The following is a 20,613-nucleotide window of genomic DNA, read 5'->3' on the forward strand; positions in this document are numbered from 1 at the left end:
GGAATCAGGCTGGATAGGAGCCCAATATCTTGATGAATGCCGCTCGCTCCCTGAGTGCCTCGATGGCCTGGGAAACGGCTGCGTCATCCCGATGACCTTCGATATCGACATAGAAGAAGTACTCCCACTGCCCTGTCCGTGCGGGACGCGACTCGAAACGCGTCATCGAAACGCCATGCGCCGCCAGAGGGGCCAGCATGTCATAGACCGCACCCGCCCGGTTGGGCAGGGCCAGGATCAGACTGGTCTTATCCTTGCCGCTGGGCAAGGTATCCATGTTGCCGATGGCGAAGAAACGCGTCCGATTCTGGGGATCATCCTGGATGCCCGAGGCCACCAGGTGCAGATTCCAGGCCAGCGCCGCAGCTTCGCCGGCAATGGCGGCCACGGAGGGATCACGCGCCGCGATGCGCGCCGCCTCGGCATTGCTGGCAGCAGCATCACGTGCCAGTAGCGGATAATTGCGTGCCAGCCAGCCCTGGCACTGAGCCAGAGCCTGCGGATGTGCCATGACACGCGTCACGCCATCCATGCTGCCACTGGCCGTCATCAGGCAGTGGCGAATCTCGAGCGAACGTTCGCCGAGAATGCGCAGCGGCGACGTCAGGAACAGATCCAGCGTCCGGTTGACGGCCCCCTCGGTGGAGTTCTCGACCGGCACCATGCCGACATTGGCCTCGCCGGCCTCGACCACGCGAAACACTTCGTCGAAGGAACTGCAGGGCAGACATTGCACGGCGCGGCCGAAATGATCCAGTGCCGCCTGCTCGGAAAAGGAACCATGCGGTCCGAGATAGGCCACGACCAGACCGCGCTCCAGGCCACGACAGGCCGAGATGATTTCAGTCCAGACTGCAGCAACCGCCTTGTCCGGAAAGGGACCGGGGTTATCGGCCTGCAGGCGGCGGATGATCTGCGCTTCACGCTCGGGGCGCAACACGGCGTCGTTCGCATTGAAGCGGTGCTTCGCCACGCCAACGTCCATGGCCGCTGCCGCACGCTGCGACAACAGGGTCAGAATCTGCGCATCAATGCTGTCGATACGCTCGCGCAGCGGCTGCAGGGCCTGCTGCAAATCCGTCGGCTGCCCCGCTTCGGGTGCCTCGTCATGCTCAGCCATGCGTACGCTCGAACTCTTTCATGTAGTCGACCAGCGCCTGCACGCCTTCGATCGGCATGGCGTTGTAGATTGAAGCACGCATGCCTCCCACGCTCTTGTGGCCCTTGAGCTGCAGCAGGCCGCGTGCCGTAGCGCCAGACAGGAACTCGGCATCCAGCGCTGCATCATGCAGCGTGAAGGGCACATTCATGCGGGAACGGAAGTTCGGGTGTACCGGGTTGCGATAGAACCCGGTCTGGGCCAGATAGTCATACAGCAACGCCGACTTGGCAATGTTGCGCTTTTCGATCTCTGCCAGTCCGCCCTGCTCCTTCAGCCACTTGAACACCAGGCCGGCAATATAGATAGAGTAGGTCGGCGGCGTATTGAAGCACGAACCTTCCTTGGCCACATTGGCGAAGTCGAAGGCCGACGGGCAGGCTGCCTGGGCATGTCCCAGCAGGTCACGGCGCACGATGACCAGCGTCACGCCGGCAGGGCCGGCATTCTTCTGCGCACCGGCAAAGATCACGCCCGCACGGCTGACATCCATCGGACGCGACAGAATATTGGATGAGGCATCGACCGTCAGCACGGCATCAGATGCGCCCAGTGCAGCCAGATCGGGCCAGTCGCTGAACTCGACACCGCCGATGGTCTCGTTGCTGCACAGATGTACATAGGCTGCGTCCGGGCGCACCTGCCAGCTTGCTGCATCAGGCACCCAGGTCCAAGGCTGCCACTGCTGCCCGTCGGACTCGAGAACGGTACCGCTACTGGCGGCCACGCGAATATCGCCATAGCGACGCGCTTCCTTCTCGGACTTGACCGACCAGCTGCCGCTCAGCACGTAGTCGGCCGCGTCGGAACGGCCCAGCAGGTTCATCGGCACCAGCGCATTGGCTGCAATGGCACCGCCCTGCATGAACAGCACCGCATAATCATCGGGCACGTTCAACAACTGACGCAGGTCGGCCTCGGCCTCGCTGCAGATCTGTCCGAATTCCTTGCCCCGGTGACTCATTTCCATCACGGACATGCCGCTGCCGTGCCAGTCGAGCATTTCAGCAGCCGCCTGCCTCAAAACGCTTTCGGGCAAAACGGAAGGACCTGCGGAGAAATTCCAGGGACGTGCTTGACTGCTCATTCTGCTGCCTCTTCGGCTGATTGTTCACCTGCTGCAGCCGGCGTCTCGCCAGTTGCCTCGGCCTCGTCTGCGGACTCATCCGCATCGCTTTCCGCCACGCGTCGAACACCCGACAGCACGCAGCCCTCGTCCACGTTGATCAGGGTCACGCCCTGGGTGGCACGCCCCATCTCGCGGATTTCCTGCACCCGTGTGCGAACCAGCACGCCACCATTGGTGATCAGCATGATCTCGTCCTCGGGAACAACCAGAACAGCCCCCACGACCTTGCCATTGCGAGCCGAGGTCTGGATGGCGATCATGCCCTTGGTACCGCGCCCGTGGCGCGTGTACTCGGAGATGGAGGTCCGCTTGCCGAAGCCATTCTCGGTGGCGGTCAGCACGCTGCGCTCTTCATCAGAAGCAACCAACAGCGAAATCACCGCCTGCCCATCCTCCAGCGTCATGCCGCGCACGCCGCGTGCGGTACGACCCATCGCACGCACGTCGCCCTCATCGAAACGTACAGCCTTGCCGGCATCCGAGAACAGCATGATGTCATGCTTGCCATCGGTCAGCTCGGCACCGATCAGGTAGTCACCCTCATCCAGGCCCACGGCGATGATGCCGGCCTTGCGGGGGTTGGAGAAATCGGACAGCGGCGTTTTCTTGACGGTGCCTCGCGAGGTCGCCATGAAGATATAGTGATCGTCGCTGAAGGCCTTGACCGGCAGCACCACCGTGACCTTTTCGCCATCAACCAGCGGGAACATATTGATGATGGGCCGGCCCCGCGAATTGCGCGTACCCTGCGGGACTTCCCAGACCTTGAGCCAGTAGACCCGGCCGCGATCAGAGAAGCACAGCAGGTAGTCGTGCGTATTGGCGATAAAGAGCTGCTCGACCCAATCGTCTTCCTTGGTCGCCGTGGCCTGCTTGCCCCGCCCACCGCGCTTCTGCGAACGATATTCGGACAGCGGCTGGCTCTTGATATAGCCGCTGTGCGACAGCGTGACCACCATATCCTGCGGCGTGATCAGGTCTTCGGTATCGAGTTCGGTGGCATTGAATTCGATCAGCGAACGGCGCGTATCCTTCGCGTTGATCGAGAATTCCAGCTTGATGGCGGTCAGTTCGTCGGCAATCACTTCGGTAATGCGTTCCGGACGGGCCAGCAGATCAAGCAGGTCGGCGATGGTCGCCATGATGTCGCGGTATTCGCCGACGATCTTGTCCTGCTCCAGCCCGGTCAGGCGCTGCAGGCGCATGTTGAGAATTTCCTGGGCCTGCACATCGCTCAGGCGATACAGTCCATCGCCCTGCAGGCCGAACTCGGCGGACAAACCATCAGGACGGTAGGCAGCACTGCCGCCAGGCGTCTGACCATCATCGGCACGACTGAGCATCTCACGCACCAGCGACGAGTCCCAGGACCGTGCCATCAGTTCCTGACGTGCCACCGGCGGCGTGGGCGCTGCCTTGATGATGGCGATGAAGTCATCGATATTGGCCAGTGCCACGGCCAGGCCTTCCAGCACATGGCCGCGCTCGCGGGCCTTGCGCAACTGGAATACGGTACGACGGGTCACCACCTCGCGCCGATGCGACAGGAAGTAATCCACCATCTGCTTAAGATTGAGCAGGCGTGGCTGGCCATCGACCAGGGCCACCATATTCATCCCGAAGGTATCCTGGAGCTGGGTGTGCTTGTACAGGTTATTGAGCACGACCTCAGGCACTTCATTGCGCTTGAGCTCGATCACCAGCCGCATGCCATCCTTGTCGGACTCGTCGCGGATATCGGAAATGCCCTCGATCTTCTTTTCGTTGACCAGTTCGGCAATGCGCTCCTGCAGCGTCTTTTTGTTGACCTGGTAGGGGATAGCGTCGACCACGATGGCCTGCCGGTTGCCCTTGTCCATATCCTCGAAATGCGTCTGCGCCCGCATCACCACTCGGCCACGACCGGTGCGATAGCCTTCGCGCACACCTGACATGCCATAGATGATGGCACCAGTAGGAAAATCCGGGGCGGGGATCAGTTCGATCAGTTCATCCACCGAACACTGCGGATTACGCAGTGCGAACAGGCAACCGTCGATCACTTCAGCCAGGTTGTGCGGAGGAATATTGGTTGCCATGCCCACCGCGATCCCGGCACTGCCGTTGACCAGCAGATTGGGCAGGCGCGAAGGCAACAACAGCGGCTCCTGCTCGCTACCATCGTAGTTAGGACCAAAATCGACGGTTTCCTGGTCAATGTCGGCCAGCAATTCGTGAGCGATCTTGGACAGACGGATTTCGGTATAGCGCATGGCCGCAGCATTGTCGCCATCGATGGAGCCGAAGTTACCCTGGCCGTCGACCAGCATGTAGCGCAGCGAAAAATCCTGCGCCATCCGCACGATGGTGTCATAGACCGCCTGGTCGCCGTGTGGGTGGTACTTACCGATCACGTCACCGACGATACGGGCCGACTTCTTGTAGGCGCGGTTCCAGTCGTTGTTGAGTTCGTGCATGGCGAACAGCACGCGCCGGTGCACGGGCTTGAGGCCATCGCGCACATCCGGCAGGGCCCGCCCCACGATCACGCTCATGGCGTAATCGAGATAGCTGCGGCGCATTTCGTCTTCCAGCGAAACCGGAAGCGTCTCCTTGGCAAAGGAATCCATATCTACCTATACCCAAAAAAGCGTGTAGACCGACCCCAGAATGCAGGGCTAACAGGAAATTCTATCATTGAGGTCGTAAAACATCGAATCGGCATCCCTGCCTGCCCCATCCTGTATCGAAGGCCAAATCCAACATCCCACCTGAAAACGCACAGTGTTGCAAACAACCAACACAGCGCCCCTGCCAGCCTCCTTATTTTGGCCTGCATCAGGATCAATCCCAGTAAAGATGGCACCAAAAGCAGAACAAATCGCTTAAGATTGCCCTCAGCACGCAGGTAAACCAGCGCAAACCTTGGAAACATGTTCTTGGCGTTGCTATACTGACCCCGTTTTCCTGATTGCGGCGGGTGTTCGCTGCGAGTCAACCATCCTGCTTCAAGCTCAACGAGGAGAAACATGAATAAGCCCTCCAAAATCGCTCTGGCGCTGGCCATTGCCGCTCTGACGGCTACCGGCGCAGCTTCCGCACAAACCATCGACAACTGGCGCGATTCGTCCGGCAATGCTGTTCGCAATGGCGACGGTGAACTGTGCTGGCGCGATTCGTTCTGGACGCCCGCTACCGGTATCCCCGGCTGCGACGGCGTGCCCGTTGCCCAGGCTGAAGCCCCGGCTCCCGTGGTTGCTCCCAACCCCATCGCCGACAAGGTCGTTCTGAGCGCCGACACGTTCTTCGACTTCGACAAGGCCACCCTGAAGCCGGAAGGCCGTCAGCTGCTGGATCAAGTCGCTGCCCAAGCCCGTGGCCTGACGCTGGAAACCGTGATCGCCGTCGGTTACACCGACTCGACCGGCCCCGCTGCCTACAACCTGAAGCTGTCCGAGCGTCGCGCCGCTGCCGTCAAGGCCTATCTGGTCGAGCAAGGCATCGATGCCAACCGCATCTACACCGAAGGCAAGGGCGAAGCTGACCCGATCGCCACCAACGCCACCCGCGAAGGTCGCGCACGCAACCGTCGCGTGGAAATCGAAATCGTCGGCAGCCGCCGCTAATTTCGACATGCATCACGCGCCCTGCCTGCAGGGTGTGTGCATGATCCAAAGCCCCGCCCTGCGGGGCTTTTTTGCGTCCATCGAATAGGCGTGACACGGTACAATCGCAGGCGTGTCATTTCAGGAATACGCCATGACGTCCACCGCCGCTCACGCAATCCCCACCCTCAACGCCGATCAGGCCGAACTCGACAAGTTCAGCGCCCTGGCCAGCCGCTGGTGGGATCCAGACAGCGAATTCAAGCCGCTGCATGCCATCAACCCTTTGCGGCTGGACTGGATCGACGATCTGTCAGGCGGCCTCAAGGGCAAGCGCGTCCTCGATGTCGGCTGTGGTGGTGGCATCCTGGCCGAAAGCATGGCCCGCCTCGGGGCCGATGTCACGGGTATCGACCTGGCCGAGCGCTCACTCAAGATCGCTCGCCTGCACAGTCTCGAATCCGGCATCGCCGTCAATTATCAAGTCATCAGCGTGGAACAACTGGCGGCCGAGGCTCCGGCCTCGTTCGATACCGTCACCTGCATGGAAATGCTTGAGCACGTCCCCGACCCCGGTTCGGTCGTCCAGGCATGTGCCACCCTGGTCAAACCAGGAGGCATGGTGTTCTTCTCCACGCTCAACCGCAATCTCAAATCTTTCGTGCACGCGATTGTCGGTGCCGAATACATCCTGCGGATGTTACCTCGAGGCACACATCAGCACAGCAGCTTCATCCGCCCCAGCGAGCTGGCGCAATCCGCACGCCGCAGTGGCCTGGATCTGCAGCAACTGGCAGGGATGGAATACAACCCGTTGACCGACCACTACTGGCTTTCCAGCGATGCCTCCGTGAACTATCTGATGGCTACCCGCCGCCCGCTGGCCTGACATGCGACAGCCTTCCCCCACCCCGCTGATCCTGTTCGACTTTGACGGCACGCTGGCTGATACCGCCCCTGATCTGGCTGCCGCCGCCAATCAACAGCGCCAGCGCCAAGGTCTGCCGCCTCTCGATCACGCACCGTTGCGCGAAGTCGCGTCGCAAGGCGCACGCGGCCTGCTGCGCGTCGCGCTGGGACTCGAACCCGACAGCACGGGCTACGAAGCGGCCCGCCTCCAGTTCCTTGCCGATTACGAAGCACGTATGACGCTAAGCAGTACCCTGTTCGACGGCATTGCAGAAATGCTGGTATCGCTGGATGTCGCCGGCATCCCCTGGGGTATCGTCACCAACAAGGCCACCCGCCTGACCCTGCCGCTGGTCCGGCATTTTGGCCTGCTGCGCAGCCGCACCGTAGTGTGCGGCGACACCACTGCACATATCAAACCCCATCCCGAACCCCTGCTGCACGCAGCACGCCTGGCCGGGCATGGGCCCACTCACTGTATCTATATAGGTGATGACCTGCGCGACATCCAGGCAGGCAAGGCAGCCGGCATGCGTACCATCGCCGTCGCCTATGGCTACAGTGCGGGCACGCAGGCAGCCCAATGGCAGGCTGACGCCTGCGTCGAGCAGCCGCAGCATCTCTACGACAGCATCGTCTCACTGCTGGCGCAATCTTGAAAATTTGATGGAGAAACCGGGTCGGCCCATGTCTGCCATGCATAATGTCGGCATGAAATTGCGCCTGCCCCGCCCCGGTATCGCTGCCAAGCTCTTCATCGCCATCTTCGGCGTCTGCCTGACCATCGCCATGGTCATGGGGCTGGCCGTCCATACCAGCTTCGAACAGGGATTCAAGGGCTTCATCGCCGAACGGGAAGTACAGCGCGCCCAATCGCTGGCCAATGTCGTGTCGGAGTACTACCGTGAACACGGTGACTGGGCTCCCTTGGCGCGCGACAGCCGGCGCTGGTGGCGCATCCTGCGCACCGTCTCCATCGAGGAATATGCGGCAGGCGGTGGCCATCGTCCCCCCTTGCGCGGCCCGCATCAGGAGTATGCACCTCCACCTCCGTTCTACCTGACGGATACATCCGGGCATCCGATTGCGGGGGCTCCCGAAGATATTCCGGCCGATCCCAAGGCCCCCCGCTTTGCGGTCGAGCTTGATGGCCGCACCATCGGCTGGCTGGTGCGCCTGCCGCCGGCTCCCATGCCCGACCAACTTGAAACGCGTTTCCGGAGCCAGCAGCTTCAGGCAGGATGGACCATCATCGGTTTTTCCGCCCTGCTGGCCGCACTGGTCAGCTATCTGCTGACGCGCATGCTGCTGCTACCGATACGCAGGCTGGGCGAAGCCACACGTGAACTGGCGGGAGGTCACTTCGAGACACGCGTGGCCATCAAACGCCATGACGAGCTCGGTCAACTGGCCAGCGACTTCAACTTTCTGGCGCATGCGCTGGAACAGAACGAGCGATCACGACGCGATATGATCGCCGACATCTCGCACGACCTGCGCACACCGCTGGCCATTCTGCGCGGCGAACTCGAAGCCATACAGGATGGCGTGCGCCCCCTGACGCCAACAACACTGCAATCCCTGCAAAGCGAGGTTCTGCACCTGCAGCAGCTCATCGACGATCTGCATGAACTGTCGCTGGCCGATGTCGGTGCATTGCGCTACCGCATGACCCGTATCGACCTGGCGGGTCTGCTGCGACATACCGGGCAGGCCTGGCAGGAAGCCCTGCAGCAGGCAGGCATCGAACTCCAGCTCAACCTTCCTTCCCAGCCTGCTTTGATCCAGGCAGATCCCCAGCGACTGACCCAGTTGTTCAACAACCTGTTCGACAACAGCCGACGCTATACCCATGCTGGCGGCCTGCTGCGTATTACGCTCACGACACCCGCCGATGCCATCAGAATCGACTTCGATGACACGCCGCCGGGTGTTGCAACCGAGCAATTGCCGCGCATTTTCGACCGTCTTTTCCGGGCCGAGAGCGCCCGCAGCAGGGGCCAGGGCGGCAGTGGTCTGGGACTGGCCCTGGCCTTGCGCATCGCCCAAGCGCACGACGCCACGATCAGCGCCATGCCATCCGATCTGGGCGGCATTCGCATCCGGCTGGATTTCCCGCAGACAGGAGCGCATACCGAATGAACACGATCCTGATCGTCGAAGACGAACCCAAGCTCGCCTCGCTGCTGTCCGACTACCTGCAGGCCAGTGGCTATAACACCCATACCATCCACAACGGCCTGGACGCCCTGCAGGCCATTCGTGACCGGCAACCTGACCTTGTGCTGCTTGACCTGATGCTGCCCGGCAAGGACGGACTCGACATCTGTCGCGAACTGCGTCGCGACAGCGACCTGCCCGTCATCATGCTGACTGCCCGCGTCGAGGAAATCGACCGTCTGCTGGGGCTGGAGCTGGGTGCCGACGACTACATCTGCAAGCCGTTCAGTCCGCGTGAAGTCGTGGCGCGGGTCAAGACCATCCTGAGACGGGTCCAGCGCCCACAGACCGATACAACGCCGGCCGAGGCCCAAGTATCTTCGGCATTGGTCATTCGCGCGGATCGTTTCGAGGCGCTGCTGGACCAACAGCCCCTGAACCTGACGCCCGTCGAATTCCGCCTGCTGCAGACCCTGGCCGAATCACCCGGACGCATTTTCTCGCGGGAAAAACTGCTGGATCATCTCTACGACGATCATCGTGTGGTCACGGACCGCACCGTGGACAGCCATATCAAGAATCTGCGCCGCAAACTCAATGCCATCCGGCCAGAGGCCGAAGTCATCCAGTCGATCTACGGCGTCGGTTACAAGCTCGATCTCTAATCTCCATGATTTTTCCGCATTTCCTGCATTGTCGGGCCTTGTTGCAGGCATAAGCTATGCGCCTGCCCCTCAGCTCTTCGTCACCTAGCCATTTCTCATGAAAGCTCCCATGTCCCGACGCCTGAAAGTGATTCTGCTGTTGCTGGCCGGCATTGCCCTGCTGGCCGTCGGCAAGTATGTCCTGTTTCCGTCAGCGCCACCGACACCGCCTGCCACGGCCTCCGTGCGCACCGGCGATATCGAAACCAACGTACTCGCCACCGGTACGCTTGAAGCATTCAAGCTGGTCAGCGTCGGTGCACAGGCCTCGGGCCAGTTGCAGACCCTGCATGTCGAGCTGGGTGATCGCGTTGAACAGGGCCAGCTAGTCGCCGAAATCGACTCACTGACCCAGCAGAACGAGTTGCGTACCGCAGAGACATCGCTGTTGACCGTCCGCGCCCGCCGCCAGGCCCAAGCAGCCACCCTGCGGGAAGCACAGCTCACCTACAACCGCCAGAAGCAGATGCTGGCCGCCAACGCCAGTTCGCGCCAGGATTTCGATGCAGCAGAGGCTGCACAGGCCACGGCACGAGCTCAACTGGCGGCACTCGATGCCGAGCTGGCACAGGCCCAGATCGCCGTCGACAACGCCCAGGTCAAGCTGGGCTACACGCGCATCACGGCTCCCATGGCCGGAACGGTCGTCGCCATCGTGGCCCAGGAAGGCCAGACACTCAACGCCAACCAGTCGACCCCGACCATCATCAAGCTGGCGCAGCTCGACCAACTGACCGTCAAGGCGCAGATCTCGGAAGCCGACGTCATCCGCGTGCATCCTGGCCAACGCGTCTATTTCACTATCCTCGGCGATCCCGACACACGCCACTATGCCACGCTGCGCTCGGTGGAGCCGGCCCCCGACTCGATCAGCAGCGAAAGCAGCACCAGCACCTCGTCCAGTTCCTCTTCGACCAGCTCTGCCGTGTATTACAACGGACTGTTCGACATCCCCAACCCGGATGGCCTATTGCGCATTTCCATGACGGCCCAGGTTTATATCATCCTGGGCGAGGCCAAGGACGCCCTGCTCATCCCCTCCTCGGCACTGAGCAATCCAGGTACGACACAGGGCAAGGCCAGCGTCACCGTGCTGACTGCCGGCGACCGCCTCGAACAGCGTGAAGTCGACGTCGGCATCAATAACAATGTCGATGCGCAAATCACCAGCGGACTCCAGGCAAACGACCGCGTCGTACTGCACGTACAACAACCTGGCGGGCTGGCCGGTGCCATCGGTGCCAACCGGCCGCGCGGCCCCAGGATGTTCTGACCATGACGCAGGCCCTTCTCGAGCTGCGCAGCATCGGCCGTGATTTTCCGGCCGGCGACACGACCATCTCCGTACTGGCGGAAGTCGACCTCGACATCCATGCCGGGGAAATGGTCGCGATCGTGGGCGCATCAGGCTCCGGCAAATCGACGCTGATGAATATCCTCGGCTGTCTCGACCAGCCCAGCCGGGGACACTACCGGGTTCAGGGCAAGGATGTCATGACCCTGCAGCCCGACGATCTGGCCGAACTGCGCCGGGAACATTTCGGCTTTGTCTTCCAGCGCTACCATCTGCTGTCCGATCTCGATGCCATGGGCAACGTCGAAGTCCCTGCCGTCTATGCCGGCCGACCTACGGCCCAGCGACATGCCCGCTCGCAACAGTTGCTTGACCGGCTGGGGCTGGCAGAACGTCTGCACTACCGCCCCGGACAGCTCTCCGGCGGCCAGCAGCAGCGTGTCAGCATCGCCCGCGCCCTCATAAACGGTGGCCAGGTCATCCTGGCCGATGAACCGACCGGTGCCCTCGACAGCCAGAGCGGCCAGGAGGTCATGCGCATTCTGCAGGATCTGAATCGCGACGGGCATACGATCATCCTCGTCACGCATGACATGAATGTGGCAAGGCACGCACGACGCATCATCGAAATCAGCGACGGCAGGATCATCGGTGACCACCCCAACCAGGCCATCCTGAGCGGCAATCCGGAAACACCGGCAGACGCACCTCAGCCCCAGGCCAAGGCAGACGACACTGCCACCGCCAGCGGCACGACGCATGACCATCCGCAAGGACTTGCCGCAGCCTGGAGTACTGGCGGCCTGGAACGGTTGCGCGAAGCCCTGCGCATGGCCCTGCTGGCCATGAACGCGCACCGTCTGCGTACTTTCCTGACCATGCTCGGCATCATCATCGGCATCGCCTCGGTCGTCTCCGTGGTGGCACTGGGCGAAGGCTCACGCCAGCGTATCCTGAGCGACATCAATGCCATGGGTACCAATACCATGGACATCATGTCGGGCCGGGGATTCGGCGACGAACGCTCGGGGCGGGTGCAGACGCTGATTCCGGACGATGCCCGTGCCATCGCCGCCGCGCCCTGGGTCGACAGCGTCACGCCGAACGTCAGCACCTCGGCCAGCCTGCGCTATCGCAACGTTTCTGCGACCGGCACCATCAATGGCGTCAACGAGCAATATTTCCGCGTGCGCGGCCTGGAACTGCAACAAGGCGTAGGACTGAGTGCCGACAGCGTGCGTCGCCAGAGCCAGGACGTGATCATCGACGAAAATACCCGCAAGACACTGTTCGGCGACCAGGATCCGCTGGGCCAGATCATCATGCTGGGCACCATTCCTGGTCGCATCATCGGCGTGGTCAAAGCCAAGCCAAGCATGTTCGGCAGCAGTGAATCACTCAACGTCTGGATTCCCTACACCACTGCCATGCACCGCATCCTGGGGCAATCGCACTTGCGCAGCATTACCGTGCGGGTCGATGACGGCACCTCGATGGAAGACGCCGAAGCCGCGCTCACACAGTTGCTGACACGCCGCCATGGCACTCAGGACTTTTTCATCATCAACACTGACAGCATCCGCCAGACCATCGAGAGCACAACGGCGACCATGACGCTGCTGATCTCATCGATTGCGCTGATCTCGCTGCTGGTCGGCGGGATCGGGGTGATGAATATCATGCTGGTCTCCGTCACCGAACGCACGCGCGAAATCGGCGTGCGCATGGCTGTCGGTGCCCGCCAGAGCGATATCCTGATCCAGTTCCTTATTGAAGCCGTCCTCGTCTGCCTGGTAGGCGGCCTGTTGGGCATCGGCTTGGCACTTGGCCTTGGCCCGCTGCTGGCGAAGCTCAGCGACGGAGCCTTCAACATGATCTATTCCACCAATTCGATGGTGGCAGCCTTCCTTTGCTCAACCCTGATCGGCATTGCCTTCGGCTTCCTGCCCGCACGCAACGCGGCGCGGCTGAACCCGGTCGATGCCCTGGCACGAGACTGATGACATGACGCACATGCCTGCCCTCTCCCTGCGCACTTCCTTTAGCGTACTGACTGCAGCGCTGCTGCTGGCCGGCTGCGGAGCCGTCGTCCACACGCCTTACCAGCAACCTGTCTTCCAGGTGCCAGAACACTGGCAGGGAGAAACGGCAGTCGCTGCGCACGCCCCCTCCAGCCAAACAGCTCATGCCGCAACGGGCCACGACTGGTGGCGACGCTTTGACGACCCCGTGCTGATCAACCTGGTCGAACAGGCCATTGCGCGCAACAACGACCTGGCCGTGGCCGCCATCCGCGTTCGCCGGGCACAGTTGCAGGCTGGCCTGGCTCAGGATAATCGCCTGCCCCAGCTCTCTGCCAGCGGACAGGCCGGCACCAGCCGCCGTATCGATGAATCGGCACGCTGGAGCGAATCCGACTCGGCCAGTGCTTCCGTCAAGTATGAACTGGATCTGTGGGGTCGGCTGTCCAGCCTGCACGACAGCGCCCGCTGGGAAGCCCTGGCCACCGAAGAAGACCGCCGCAGCGCCGAATTGGCTCTGATCGGCAGCACCATGGACCTGTACTGGCAGGCCAGCTACAACCGCCAGCGCCTGCAGAACTCCGAAGCCAGCATCGCCCATGCCCGGACGACGCTTGATCTGGTACGCGCCCAGTTCGATGCAGGTGCCGTCTCGCCGCTGGAAGTCGCCGAAGCCGAGCAGAATCTGTACGGACAGGAGGCCAGTCACCAGCAACTGCAGCAAGATCTCCAGGAAACGCTGAACGCCCTGTCGATTCTGTTCGACGCCCCCCCCGGGGGGCAATTCGACATTCCAGCACGACTGCCCGACACGGCCTTGCCCGACATTGCCCCCGGACTGCCGGCCGGATTGCTGGCCCGACGTCCTGATCTGCAGGCAGCCGAGCTGCGCCTGCGTCGCACCCTGTCCAGCAGCGATGCAGTCCGTGCAAGCTACTATCCCTCCATCAGCCTGACCGGTTCGCTAGGCAGCTCCAGCACCGCACTTTCATCCGTACTGAACAGCCCGGTCGCCACCCTGGGCATAGGCATCAACCTGCCTTTCCTGCAGTGGAACCAGATGAACCTGAACATTGCCGCCTCGAAAGCAGAGTACGAAGAGGCCGTCGTCGGATTCCGACAGACACTGTATGTCGCCATGAGCGAAGTAGACAATGCCCTTTCGGCGCGCCAGCAACTGGCCAGCCAGGGGCAACTGCTGGCGCAGACACTGCGCTCTGCCCGACAGGCCGAGGCACTCTACGAAGCCCGCTATCGACTGGGTGCAGTACCGCTCAGAAGCTGGCTCGATGCACAGGAAAAACGGCGCACGGCAGAAATCAACGTGGCACAGAACCGTTTCAGCCAATACAGCAACATGGTCACGCTGTACAAAGCGCTGGGCGGCGATACGGATCAGGAACCGATTGCATCCGCAGACGCCAGCGGCCTGCGATAGCGGATTGCCTCAGCCAGGTGCGTATCGTCAATCTGGCTACGTCCCTCCAGATCTGCCACGGTACGCGCCACCCGCAACACCCGGTGTACAGCACGTGCAGACCAGCGCCAGCGCTGCATCGCCTGGCGCAACATGGACTGTGCCGATGCCTGCAATGGACACAGGCTTTCGATCCGACCAGCAGATAGCATGGCATTGCTGCATCCCTGGCGTGCTGTCTGCCTGTTCCGGCAGGACAGCACCCGCTCCGCCACGCAGCGACTGGCCTCGCCTGCCGGCAATGCCAGCCATTCCGCATCCTGAGGCGGCATGGCCTGGAGCAGATCGAAGCGGTCCAGCAGCGGACCGGAAATGCGACTGCGATAACGCTGCCGCTGCTCGGGCGTGCACAGACAATGCAGTCCACCTCCGCAGGGACACGGATTCATCGCTGCAACCAGTTGAAAGGCGGCCGGATACGACACCTTGGCACGAGATCTGGCAATCTGGATGGTGCCTGTTTCCAGCGGTTCGCGCAGCATTTCCAGTACTTCGCGCCGGAACTCCGGCAGCTCGTCCAGAAACAGCACGCCCCGATGGGCCAGGCTGACTTCGCCAGGGCGTGGCCCCGCGCCTCCCCCCGCCATGGCAACCGGCGTGGTGCCATGGTGTGGTGCCCGGAATGGTCGGCACGCATCCCATGCAGCCCTTTCATCGCCTTGCAAGCATGCAATCGCTGCCACCTCCAGCGCCTCCTCTGCGGACAGGCGTGGCAGGATACCCGGCAACCGCTGCGCCAGCATGCTCTTGCCGCTGCCTGGGGCTCCAGAAAGCAGCAGATGATGCCCGCCCGCTGCCGCGACCTCCAGCGCACGCCTGGCTGCGGGCTGCCCCCTGACATCCGACAGGCATGGCCATGCCGGCTGATCCGGCATTCCGGATCGGCACGACATCATCTGGGCCTGCGGCAGGTTCAGGCCGCCAGACAGATGGGCAGTCACGGCAGCAAGGTCCGGGGCGGCCAGCACCGTCAGGCCTGGTACGCGGCTGCCCTGGGCGGCACAGCCGGCCGGCAGGATCAAGATGGCAGCAGGCTGGCTGCGAGCCACTGCCAGGGCAATCGGCAAGGCCGCTGCCACGGGTGACAGCGCCCCGGTCAGCGACAGCTCGCCTGCCAGCACAAAATGCTCGATCCGCCGATCAGGATGCTCGACCAGTTGACCTGATGCCAGCAGGATGCCGATCGCAATCGGCAGATCGAATCGACCAGATTCTTTGTGAAGGTCGGCAGGCGCGAGATTGACAGTGACACGACCAGGAGGAAAAACATAGCCGCTATTGACGAGGGCAGCCCGCACCCGCTCACGGCTCTCCCGAACCCCGGTATCGGGCAGGCCCACTATCGTGAACAACGGCAACCCCGGTGCCAGATGCACTTCGACCCGCACGGGCGGGGCATCCAGCCCGGCTACCGCGCGGCTGGCAACAATGGCAAGCGACATGACTGGCTCCTTGCGATATGGCAGGCACCAGTATGCGACGTACTGCATTCGGCGTCAGTGCCACCGTGACATAACTGTCACAGTGGCATACACGGCCTCTCGTCTGATTATTTCTGTTCCTGCGAATCCGACGACAACGCAGCCGCTGGCCCGCCCTGACGCTCGGCCAACTTGGCCTCCAGAACTTCAACGCGCAATACCAGTTGCTGCAGGTCAGCACGTGCGCGACGCAGCAGCTCAGCCTGGATATCGAAATCCTCGCGTGGCACCAGGTCAAGCTTGGAAAAGGCCTGTGTCATCAGGCCACGCACATTGCGTTCGACATCCGCCACCGGGCTGCGGGCGATCAGGTCAGAGACATTTTTCTGCAGTTCTTCGAACCATTCCGTTCTGTGTTTCATCCATGCACCTTTTCGATACCTGGCATGCGCACCATAAAAGTGCATGCATGCACCATGTTGAGGTTGTCCGCATCACAGGCACCAACACAGTGTCCATGAGAGGCCGGTCGCTATTTTAGCCTGCCCCGGTTTTCTGTCATTTTCGGGTTGGCACGCTTTTTGCTTGAATCCGAATGTATCTGTCCGGCTTCCCTACCGGAGCGCACTGGATCAGATGCCCTGATCTACAAAGGAAATGTCATGAAACTGGTAATTGCCATCATCAAACCGTTCAAGCTCGACGAGGTGCGCGAAGCCTTGTCTGGCATCGGACTGCAAGGTATGACCGTGACCGAGGTCAAGGGCTTTGGACGCCAGAAGGGTCATACGGAGCTGTATCGCGGCGCAGAATATGCCGTCGATTTCCTCCCCAAGCTGCGTGTGGAAGTCGCCGTGCCGGACGACCAGGTCGACCCCGCCATCGAAGCCATCATCCAGAGCGCACATACCGGCAAGATCGGCGACGGCAAGATTTTCATCATGCCGCTTGAACAGATCGTGCGCATTCGTACCGGCGAAACCGGCGACACGGCAATTTGATAGATAAAAGGATTTCCTCATGGACAAAGCAGATCTCGCCTGGCTGAGCGTATCAACCCTCCTGGTACTGATGATGGCCGTTCCCGGTCTCGCCCTGTTCTATGCCGGCATGGTCCGCAGCAAGAACGCCCTGTCGGTACTGATCCAGACACTCGCCGTCTTCTCGCTGGGTGTACTCCTGTGGTTCCTCTACGGCTACTCACTGGCCTTCACCGAAGGCAATGCTTTCTTCGGCGGTTTCTCGCGCGTCTTCCTGCAAGGCATCTTCGATCCAGCCACCAGCGAATTCGTCATGGCCGGCAGCGTGCCTGAAATCAGCTTTGCCGCCTTCCAGGCCACCTTTGCCGGGCTGACCTGCGCACTGGTGATCGGCAGCTTCGCGGAACGCATGAAATTCAGCGCCGTGCTAGTCTTCACCGTCATCTGGTTCACTTTTGCCTACGTGCCTATCGCCCACATGGTCTGGTACGGTTCGGACGAAGTCTCGGGCCTGCTGTTCGCAGCCGGTGCGCTCGACTTTGCTGGTGGTACGGTGGTGCACATCAATGCCGGTGTGGCCGGTCTGGTCGGTGCCTATGTCATCGGCAAGCGCCTGGGCTACGGCAAGGAAGCCCTGCGTCCGCACAGCCTGCCCCTGACCTTCATCGGTGCCATGCTGCTGTGGGTGGGCTGGTTCGGCTTCAACGCCGGTTCGGCCCTGGCTGCCAACGAAACCGCTGCCCTGGCCTTCTTCAACACCATGATTGCAACGGCCGGAGCCGTCGTGGCCTGGATCATTGCCGAGCGCATCATCAAGGGCCAGCCTTCGCTGCTGGGTGCAGCCTCGGGTGCCATTGCCGGCCTGGTCGGCATCACCCCGGGTGCCGGTCTCGTCGGCCCCTTCGGTGCCCTGATCATTGGTATCCTGACCAGCCTGGTCTGCGTCTGGGGCGTCAACGGCCTCAAGCACATGCTCAAGGCCGATGACACGCTCGACGTGTTCGGCATCCACGGCGTGGGCGGCATCATCGGCGCGCTGCTGACCGGCATCTTCAATGCCCAGGCATTCGGCGGCCCCGGCCTGGCCAGCATCGGTGAAATCGGCGGCCAACTGTGGGTCCAGCTCGAAGGCGTGCTGATCACCATCGCCTGGTCTGCAGTCGTGGCACTCGTCGCCTACTGGGTCAGCGGCAAGGTCTGCGGTGGCATCCGTGTCAGCGAAGAAGTCGAACGCGCCGGCCTGGATATCAGCGAACACGGCGAATCGGCCTACCACAGCTGACTCTCCGCCTACGATGCAACGGATCCGTATCATGCGGATCCGGCAGAAAAAAGCCTCCCGCAGCACTGCTGCGGGAGGCTTTTTCATAGCGAAACCACATACATCCGCAATCGCCGATCTACCCGACGCTCACCGGCTTCAGATTGTCCTGTGGCACCCAGCCCGACTCACCGTCCGCATTGCGCCGGCACCAGATCCAGCCATTCAGCATCCTGCCGCCATCCAGGATGTCGCCCGTATCGATATCCAGTTCGCGGGCACAGTAATCCTCCAGGGCTCGCCCCATCCCATCGTCCTGACGTTCGATCACCTGACTGGGTACCCAGCCGCCAGGATGGCCTGGCAAGGTGCAGAAAAACCAGTCATCCCAGCTTTCCGGGCCCTCATAGCACTCACCAATGACAAAGACATCGCCAATGACAAGGCGGATCGGATCAGGATATTCGCTGCGATGCGGCCTGACGACGATGTATCTCATCAATCTCAAAGCGCCTTCAGATCAACCCGCTCGGCGCGGTTGAGCGCAATGGCAACCTTGGCGCGCAACGCATTGGAATGTGCGCTGCGGATCTCGCGCTTGACCTCCAGCATCTGGCTGGCATGCATGGAAAACTGCGTCAGCCCCATGCCCAGCAGAAGACGGGTCAGCGTGGCATCGCCAGCCATTTCACCGCATACGGCCACCGGCTTGCCGTAGCGCACGCCGGCATTGATAGTCTGCGCGATCAGCCGCAATACTGCAGGATGCTGGCTGTCATACAGATGGGCGACCTCGGTGTCGCCCCGATCGATTGCCAGCGTGTACTGAATCAGATCGTTGGTCCCGATCGACAGGAAATCAAGATTTTCGGCAAAAGGTTCGATGGCGATGGCCGTGGCCGGGATTTCGACCATGGCACCCAGTTGTACCTGATCGTCAAAGGGCTGACCACGCGCCTGCAGCTCAGCCTTGGCTGAGGCCAGCGCCTGACGGGTGGCATGCACCTCGTGCATATGCGCCACCATCGGAATCAGGATACGCACCTGACCATGCGCCGAGGCCCGCAAAATGGCGCGCAACTGGGTCGCGAAAATGTCCGGATGTGCCAGGCAATAACGGATGGCCCTCAGCCCCAGTGCAGGATTGGTCGCCACGGCCGGCTCATTGAGCAGAGCCTTGTCGGCTCCGATATCAAGCGTCCGAATGGTGACGGGCCGCCCGGCCATGCCCTTGACCGCCTCGGCATAAGCCCGGTATTGCTCTTCCTCATCGGGTAAATGATTGCGCCCCATGAAAAGGAATTCTGTGCGAAACAGGCCGACCCCTTCCGCACCGGCCCTGCAGGCCGCCGCAGCCTCGTCTGGCAATTCGATATTGGCATTGAGGGTAATCGCCACACCATCGAGCGTAACGGCCGGGGCGGAGCTCAGCAATGCCAGCTCCGCACGCTCCTGCAGGAACTGCTGCTTGCGCTGACGGTACTCATCGAGCACCTGTGCCGAAGGATTTACAATGACCCCCCCGGTCGCCCCATCAACCACCAGTTGATCACCATCCCGGATCAGCGTGCGGGCATTGCCGACCGCCACCACGGCCGGCACACCCATGCTGCGAGCCACGATGGCGGTATGCGAGGTCGGCCCCCCCAGATCCGTCACGAAAGCAGCGAAACGCCCTTCGCGCAGATGCAGCATATCAGCGGGCGCAATATCATGCGCCACCACGATCAATGGTTCATCGTGATGCTCTGCCATCCTGTGTGCAGCGCAGAGAATATCCGCATCAGCACCAGCCAGTGCCATCAGCACGCGCTCGATAGCCTGACGGATATCCGTGGCACGTTCACGCAGATAGGCATCCTCCATCTGGGCAAACTGCTCGCCCAGTGCACTGCCACAAGCAGTCAGCGCCCACTCGGCATTGTAGTGACGTTCGCGGATCAGCTTGAGCGCCGGCTGCTCCAATTCAGGATCGGCCAGCAGCAGCGCATGAACGTTGAGCACCGCACCCAGTTCTGCCGGCGCATCGGTAGGCAATGCCTGAGCCATCTCGGACAGGCGTTGCTGCGCGACCTGCAGGGCGTGATGCAGTCGGGCGCATTCGGCGTCGACCTCATGCTCGGCAATGCGATGGTGCGCGACCTCCAGAACGGCGGCATCCATCACCACCGCCCGTCCGATCGCATATCCTCGCGCGACACCTTGTCCGCGTAGCGACACTATGGCCATTACTCGCCTTCACCAAACTTGTCTTCGAAAAGGGTGTGTATCGCCTGCAATGCCTCGGCAGCATCAGCCCCCGCAGCATCCAGGCGAACAGTAATACCTTGCCCGGCAGCCAGCATCAACACGCCCATAATACTCTTGGCATTCACGCGGCGCTCACCACGCGCGATAAAAATTTCCGAGGAAAATTTACCAGCCAGCTGGGTCAGCTTGGCGGCGGCCCGTGCATGCAGGCCCAGTTTGTTGCTGATGACGATATCGATAGTATGCATGGTGACATACCTGCCA

Annotated in this window: 18 protein-coding genes; 10 read left to right on the forward strand and 8 right to left on the reverse strand. The window is 61.7% G+C overall.

Going from position 1 to position 20,613, the window contains the following annotated elements; translation table 11 throughout:
* Positions 1-4: 4 nt before the first annotated feature.
* The 3 genes from pheA to gyrA are packed head-to-tail and all read right to left on the reverse strand — an operon-like array spanning position 5 to position 4,897.
* Complete coding sequence (gene pheA, locus DD235_RS08490) at positions 5-1,120, reverse strand: prephenate dehydratase (protein ID WP_109061646.1); 1,116 nt, start codon at positions 1,118-1,120, stop codon at positions 5-7.
* On the reverse strand, positions 1,113-2,246 hold the full coding sequence (gene serC, locus DD235_RS08495) for a 3-phosphoserine/phosphohydroxythreonine transaminase (protein ID WP_109061647.1): 1,134 nt from the start codon (positions 2,244-2,246) through the stop codon (positions 1,113-1,115). The genes pheA and serC overlap by 8 nt, the downstream gene beginning before the upstream one ends.
* Positions 2,243-4,897: a DNA gyrase subunit A gene (gyrA, locus tag DD235_RS08500; protein ID WP_109061648.1), complete on the reverse strand. Its 2,655-nt coding sequence runs from the start codon at positions 4,895-4,897 to the stop codon at positions 2,243-2,245. The genes serC and gyrA overlap by 4 nt, the downstream gene beginning before the upstream one ends.
* Before the next feature lie 399 nt (positions 4,898-5,296).
* On the opposite strand from gyrA, the gene ompA reads away from it, so the two are divergent.
* The 8 genes from ompA to DD235_RS08540 all read left to right on the forward strand — a co-directional run bounded on the left by ompA (position 5,297) and on the right by DD235_RS08540 (position 14,398).
* Complete coding sequence (ompA, locus tag DD235_RS08505; protein WP_109061649.1) at positions 5,297-5,893, forward strand: outer membrane protein OmpA; 597 nt, start codon at positions 5,297-5,299, stop codon at positions 5,891-5,893.
* 133 nt (positions 5,894-6,026) lie between these two features.
* Positions 6,027-6,761, forward strand: coding sequence for a bifunctional 2-polyprenyl-6-hydroxyphenol methylase/3-demethylubiquinol 3-O-methyltransferase UbiG (gene ubiG / locus DD235_RS08510; protein WP_109061650.1), 735 nt, complete (start codon positions 6,027-6,029; stop codon positions 6,759-6,761).
* Position 6,762: 1 nt separating this feature from the next.
* Entirely contained in the window at positions 6,763-7,440 is a 678-nt protein-coding gene (locus DD235_RS08515; protein ID WP_109061651.1) for an HAD-IA family hydrolase, read from the forward strand.
* A 28-nt stretch (positions 7,441-7,468) separates the two neighbouring features.
* The gene (locus tag DD235_RS08520; protein ID WP_162300450.1) at positions 7,469-8,923 is read left to right on the forward strand and encodes an ATP-binding protein; all 1,455 of its coding nucleotides are present in this window, start codon (positions 7,469-7,471) and stop codon (positions 8,921-8,923) included.
* Positions 8,920-9,606 (forward strand): response regulator, encoded by a 687-nt coding sequence (locus tag DD235_RS08525; RefSeq protein WP_109061653.1) that lies wholly within the window; start codon positions 8,920-8,922, stop codon positions 9,604-9,606. The genes DD235_RS08520 and DD235_RS08525 overlap by 4 nt, the downstream gene beginning before the upstream one ends.
* Before the next feature lie 97 nt (positions 9,607-9,703).
* Complete coding sequence (locus DD235_RS08530; RefSeq protein WP_109061654.1) at positions 9,704-10,918, forward strand: efflux RND transporter periplasmic adaptor subunit; 1,215 nt, start codon at positions 9,704-9,706, stop codon at positions 10,916-10,918.
* 2 nt (positions 10,919-10,920) lie between these two features.
* Positions 10,921-12,939, forward strand: a complete 2,019-nt coding sequence (locus DD235_RS08535) for a MacB family efflux pump subunit (RefSeq protein ID WP_109061655.1) — start codon at positions 10,921-10,923, stop codon at positions 12,937-12,939.
* Positions 12,940-12,943: 4 nt separating this feature from the next.
* Complete coding sequence (locus tag DD235_RS08540) at positions 12,944-14,398, forward strand: efflux transporter outer membrane subunit (protein ID WP_338028413.1); 1,455 nt, start codon at positions 12,944-12,946, stop codon at positions 14,396-14,398.
* On the opposite strand, the gene DD235_RS08545 is transcribed toward DD235_RS08540, so the two are convergent.
* Together DD235_RS08545 and DD235_RS08550 are read right to left on the reverse strand one after the other, a co-directional pair.
* The gene (locus DD235_RS08545; RefSeq protein ID WP_109061656.1) at positions 14,356-15,879 is read right to left on the reverse strand and encodes a YifB family Mg chelatase-like AAA ATPase; all 1,524 of its coding nucleotides are present in this window, start codon (positions 15,877-15,879) and stop codon (positions 14,356-14,358) included. The two genes, DD235_RS08540 and DD235_RS08545, sit on opposite strands and share 43 nt — an antisense overlap.
* Before the next feature lie 107 nt (positions 15,880-15,986).
* The gene (locus DD235_RS08550; protein WP_109061657.1) at positions 15,987-16,280 is read right to left on the reverse strand and encodes an accessory factor UbiK family protein; all 294 of its coding nucleotides are present in this window, start codon (positions 16,278-16,280) and stop codon (positions 15,987-15,989) included.
* 240 nt (positions 16,281-16,520) lie between these two features.
* Between DD235_RS08550 and glnK the strand changes: the two genes are divergently transcribed.
* Entirely contained in the window at positions 16,521-16,859 is a 339-nt protein-coding gene (gene glnK, locus DD235_RS08555; protein ID WP_109061658.1) for a P-II family nitrogen regulator, read from the forward strand.
* A 19-nt stretch (positions 16,860-16,878) separates the two neighbouring features.
* Positions 16,879-18,120, forward strand: a complete 1,242-nt coding sequence (locus tag DD235_RS08560; RefSeq protein ID WP_109061659.1) for an ammonium transporter — start codon at positions 16,879-16,881, stop codon at positions 18,118-18,120.
* Positions 18,121-18,238: 118 nt separating this feature from the next.
* On the opposite strand, the gene DD235_RS08565 is transcribed toward DD235_RS08560, so the two are convergent.
* Genes DD235_RS08565 through DD235_RS08575 form a run of 3 tightly spaced genes read right to left on the reverse strand, consistent with a single transcriptional unit; the run spans position 18,239 to position 20,597 of the window.
* Positions 18,239-18,598, reverse strand: coding sequence for an SH3 domain-containing protein (locus tag DD235_RS08565; RefSeq protein ID WP_109061660.1), 360 nt, complete (start codon positions 18,596-18,598; stop codon positions 18,239-18,241).
* A gap of 5 nt (positions 18,599-18,603) precedes the next feature.
* Positions 18,604-20,328 carry a phosphoenolpyruvate--protein phosphotransferase gene (ptsP, locus tag DD235_RS08570; protein ID WP_109061661.1) on the reverse strand — a complete coding sequence of 575 codons (1,725 nt, stop codon included), beginning with the start codon at positions 20,326-20,328 and terminating at the stop codon, positions 18,604-18,606.
* Positions 20,328-20,597, reverse strand: a complete 270-nt coding sequence (locus tag DD235_RS08575; protein WP_109061662.1) for an HPr family phosphocarrier protein — start codon at positions 20,595-20,597, stop codon at positions 20,328-20,330. Before DD235_RS08575 ends, ptsP begins: the two co-directional genes overlap by 1 nt.
* Positions 20,598-20,613 lie beyond the last annotated feature (16 nt).

The sequence above is a fragment of the Corticimicrobacter populi genome (genome assembly GCF_003123725.1).
GTDB classification, from domain to species: Bacteria; Pseudomonadota; Gammaproteobacteria; order Burkholderiales; family Burkholderiaceae_B; genus Corticimicrobacter; species Corticimicrobacter populi.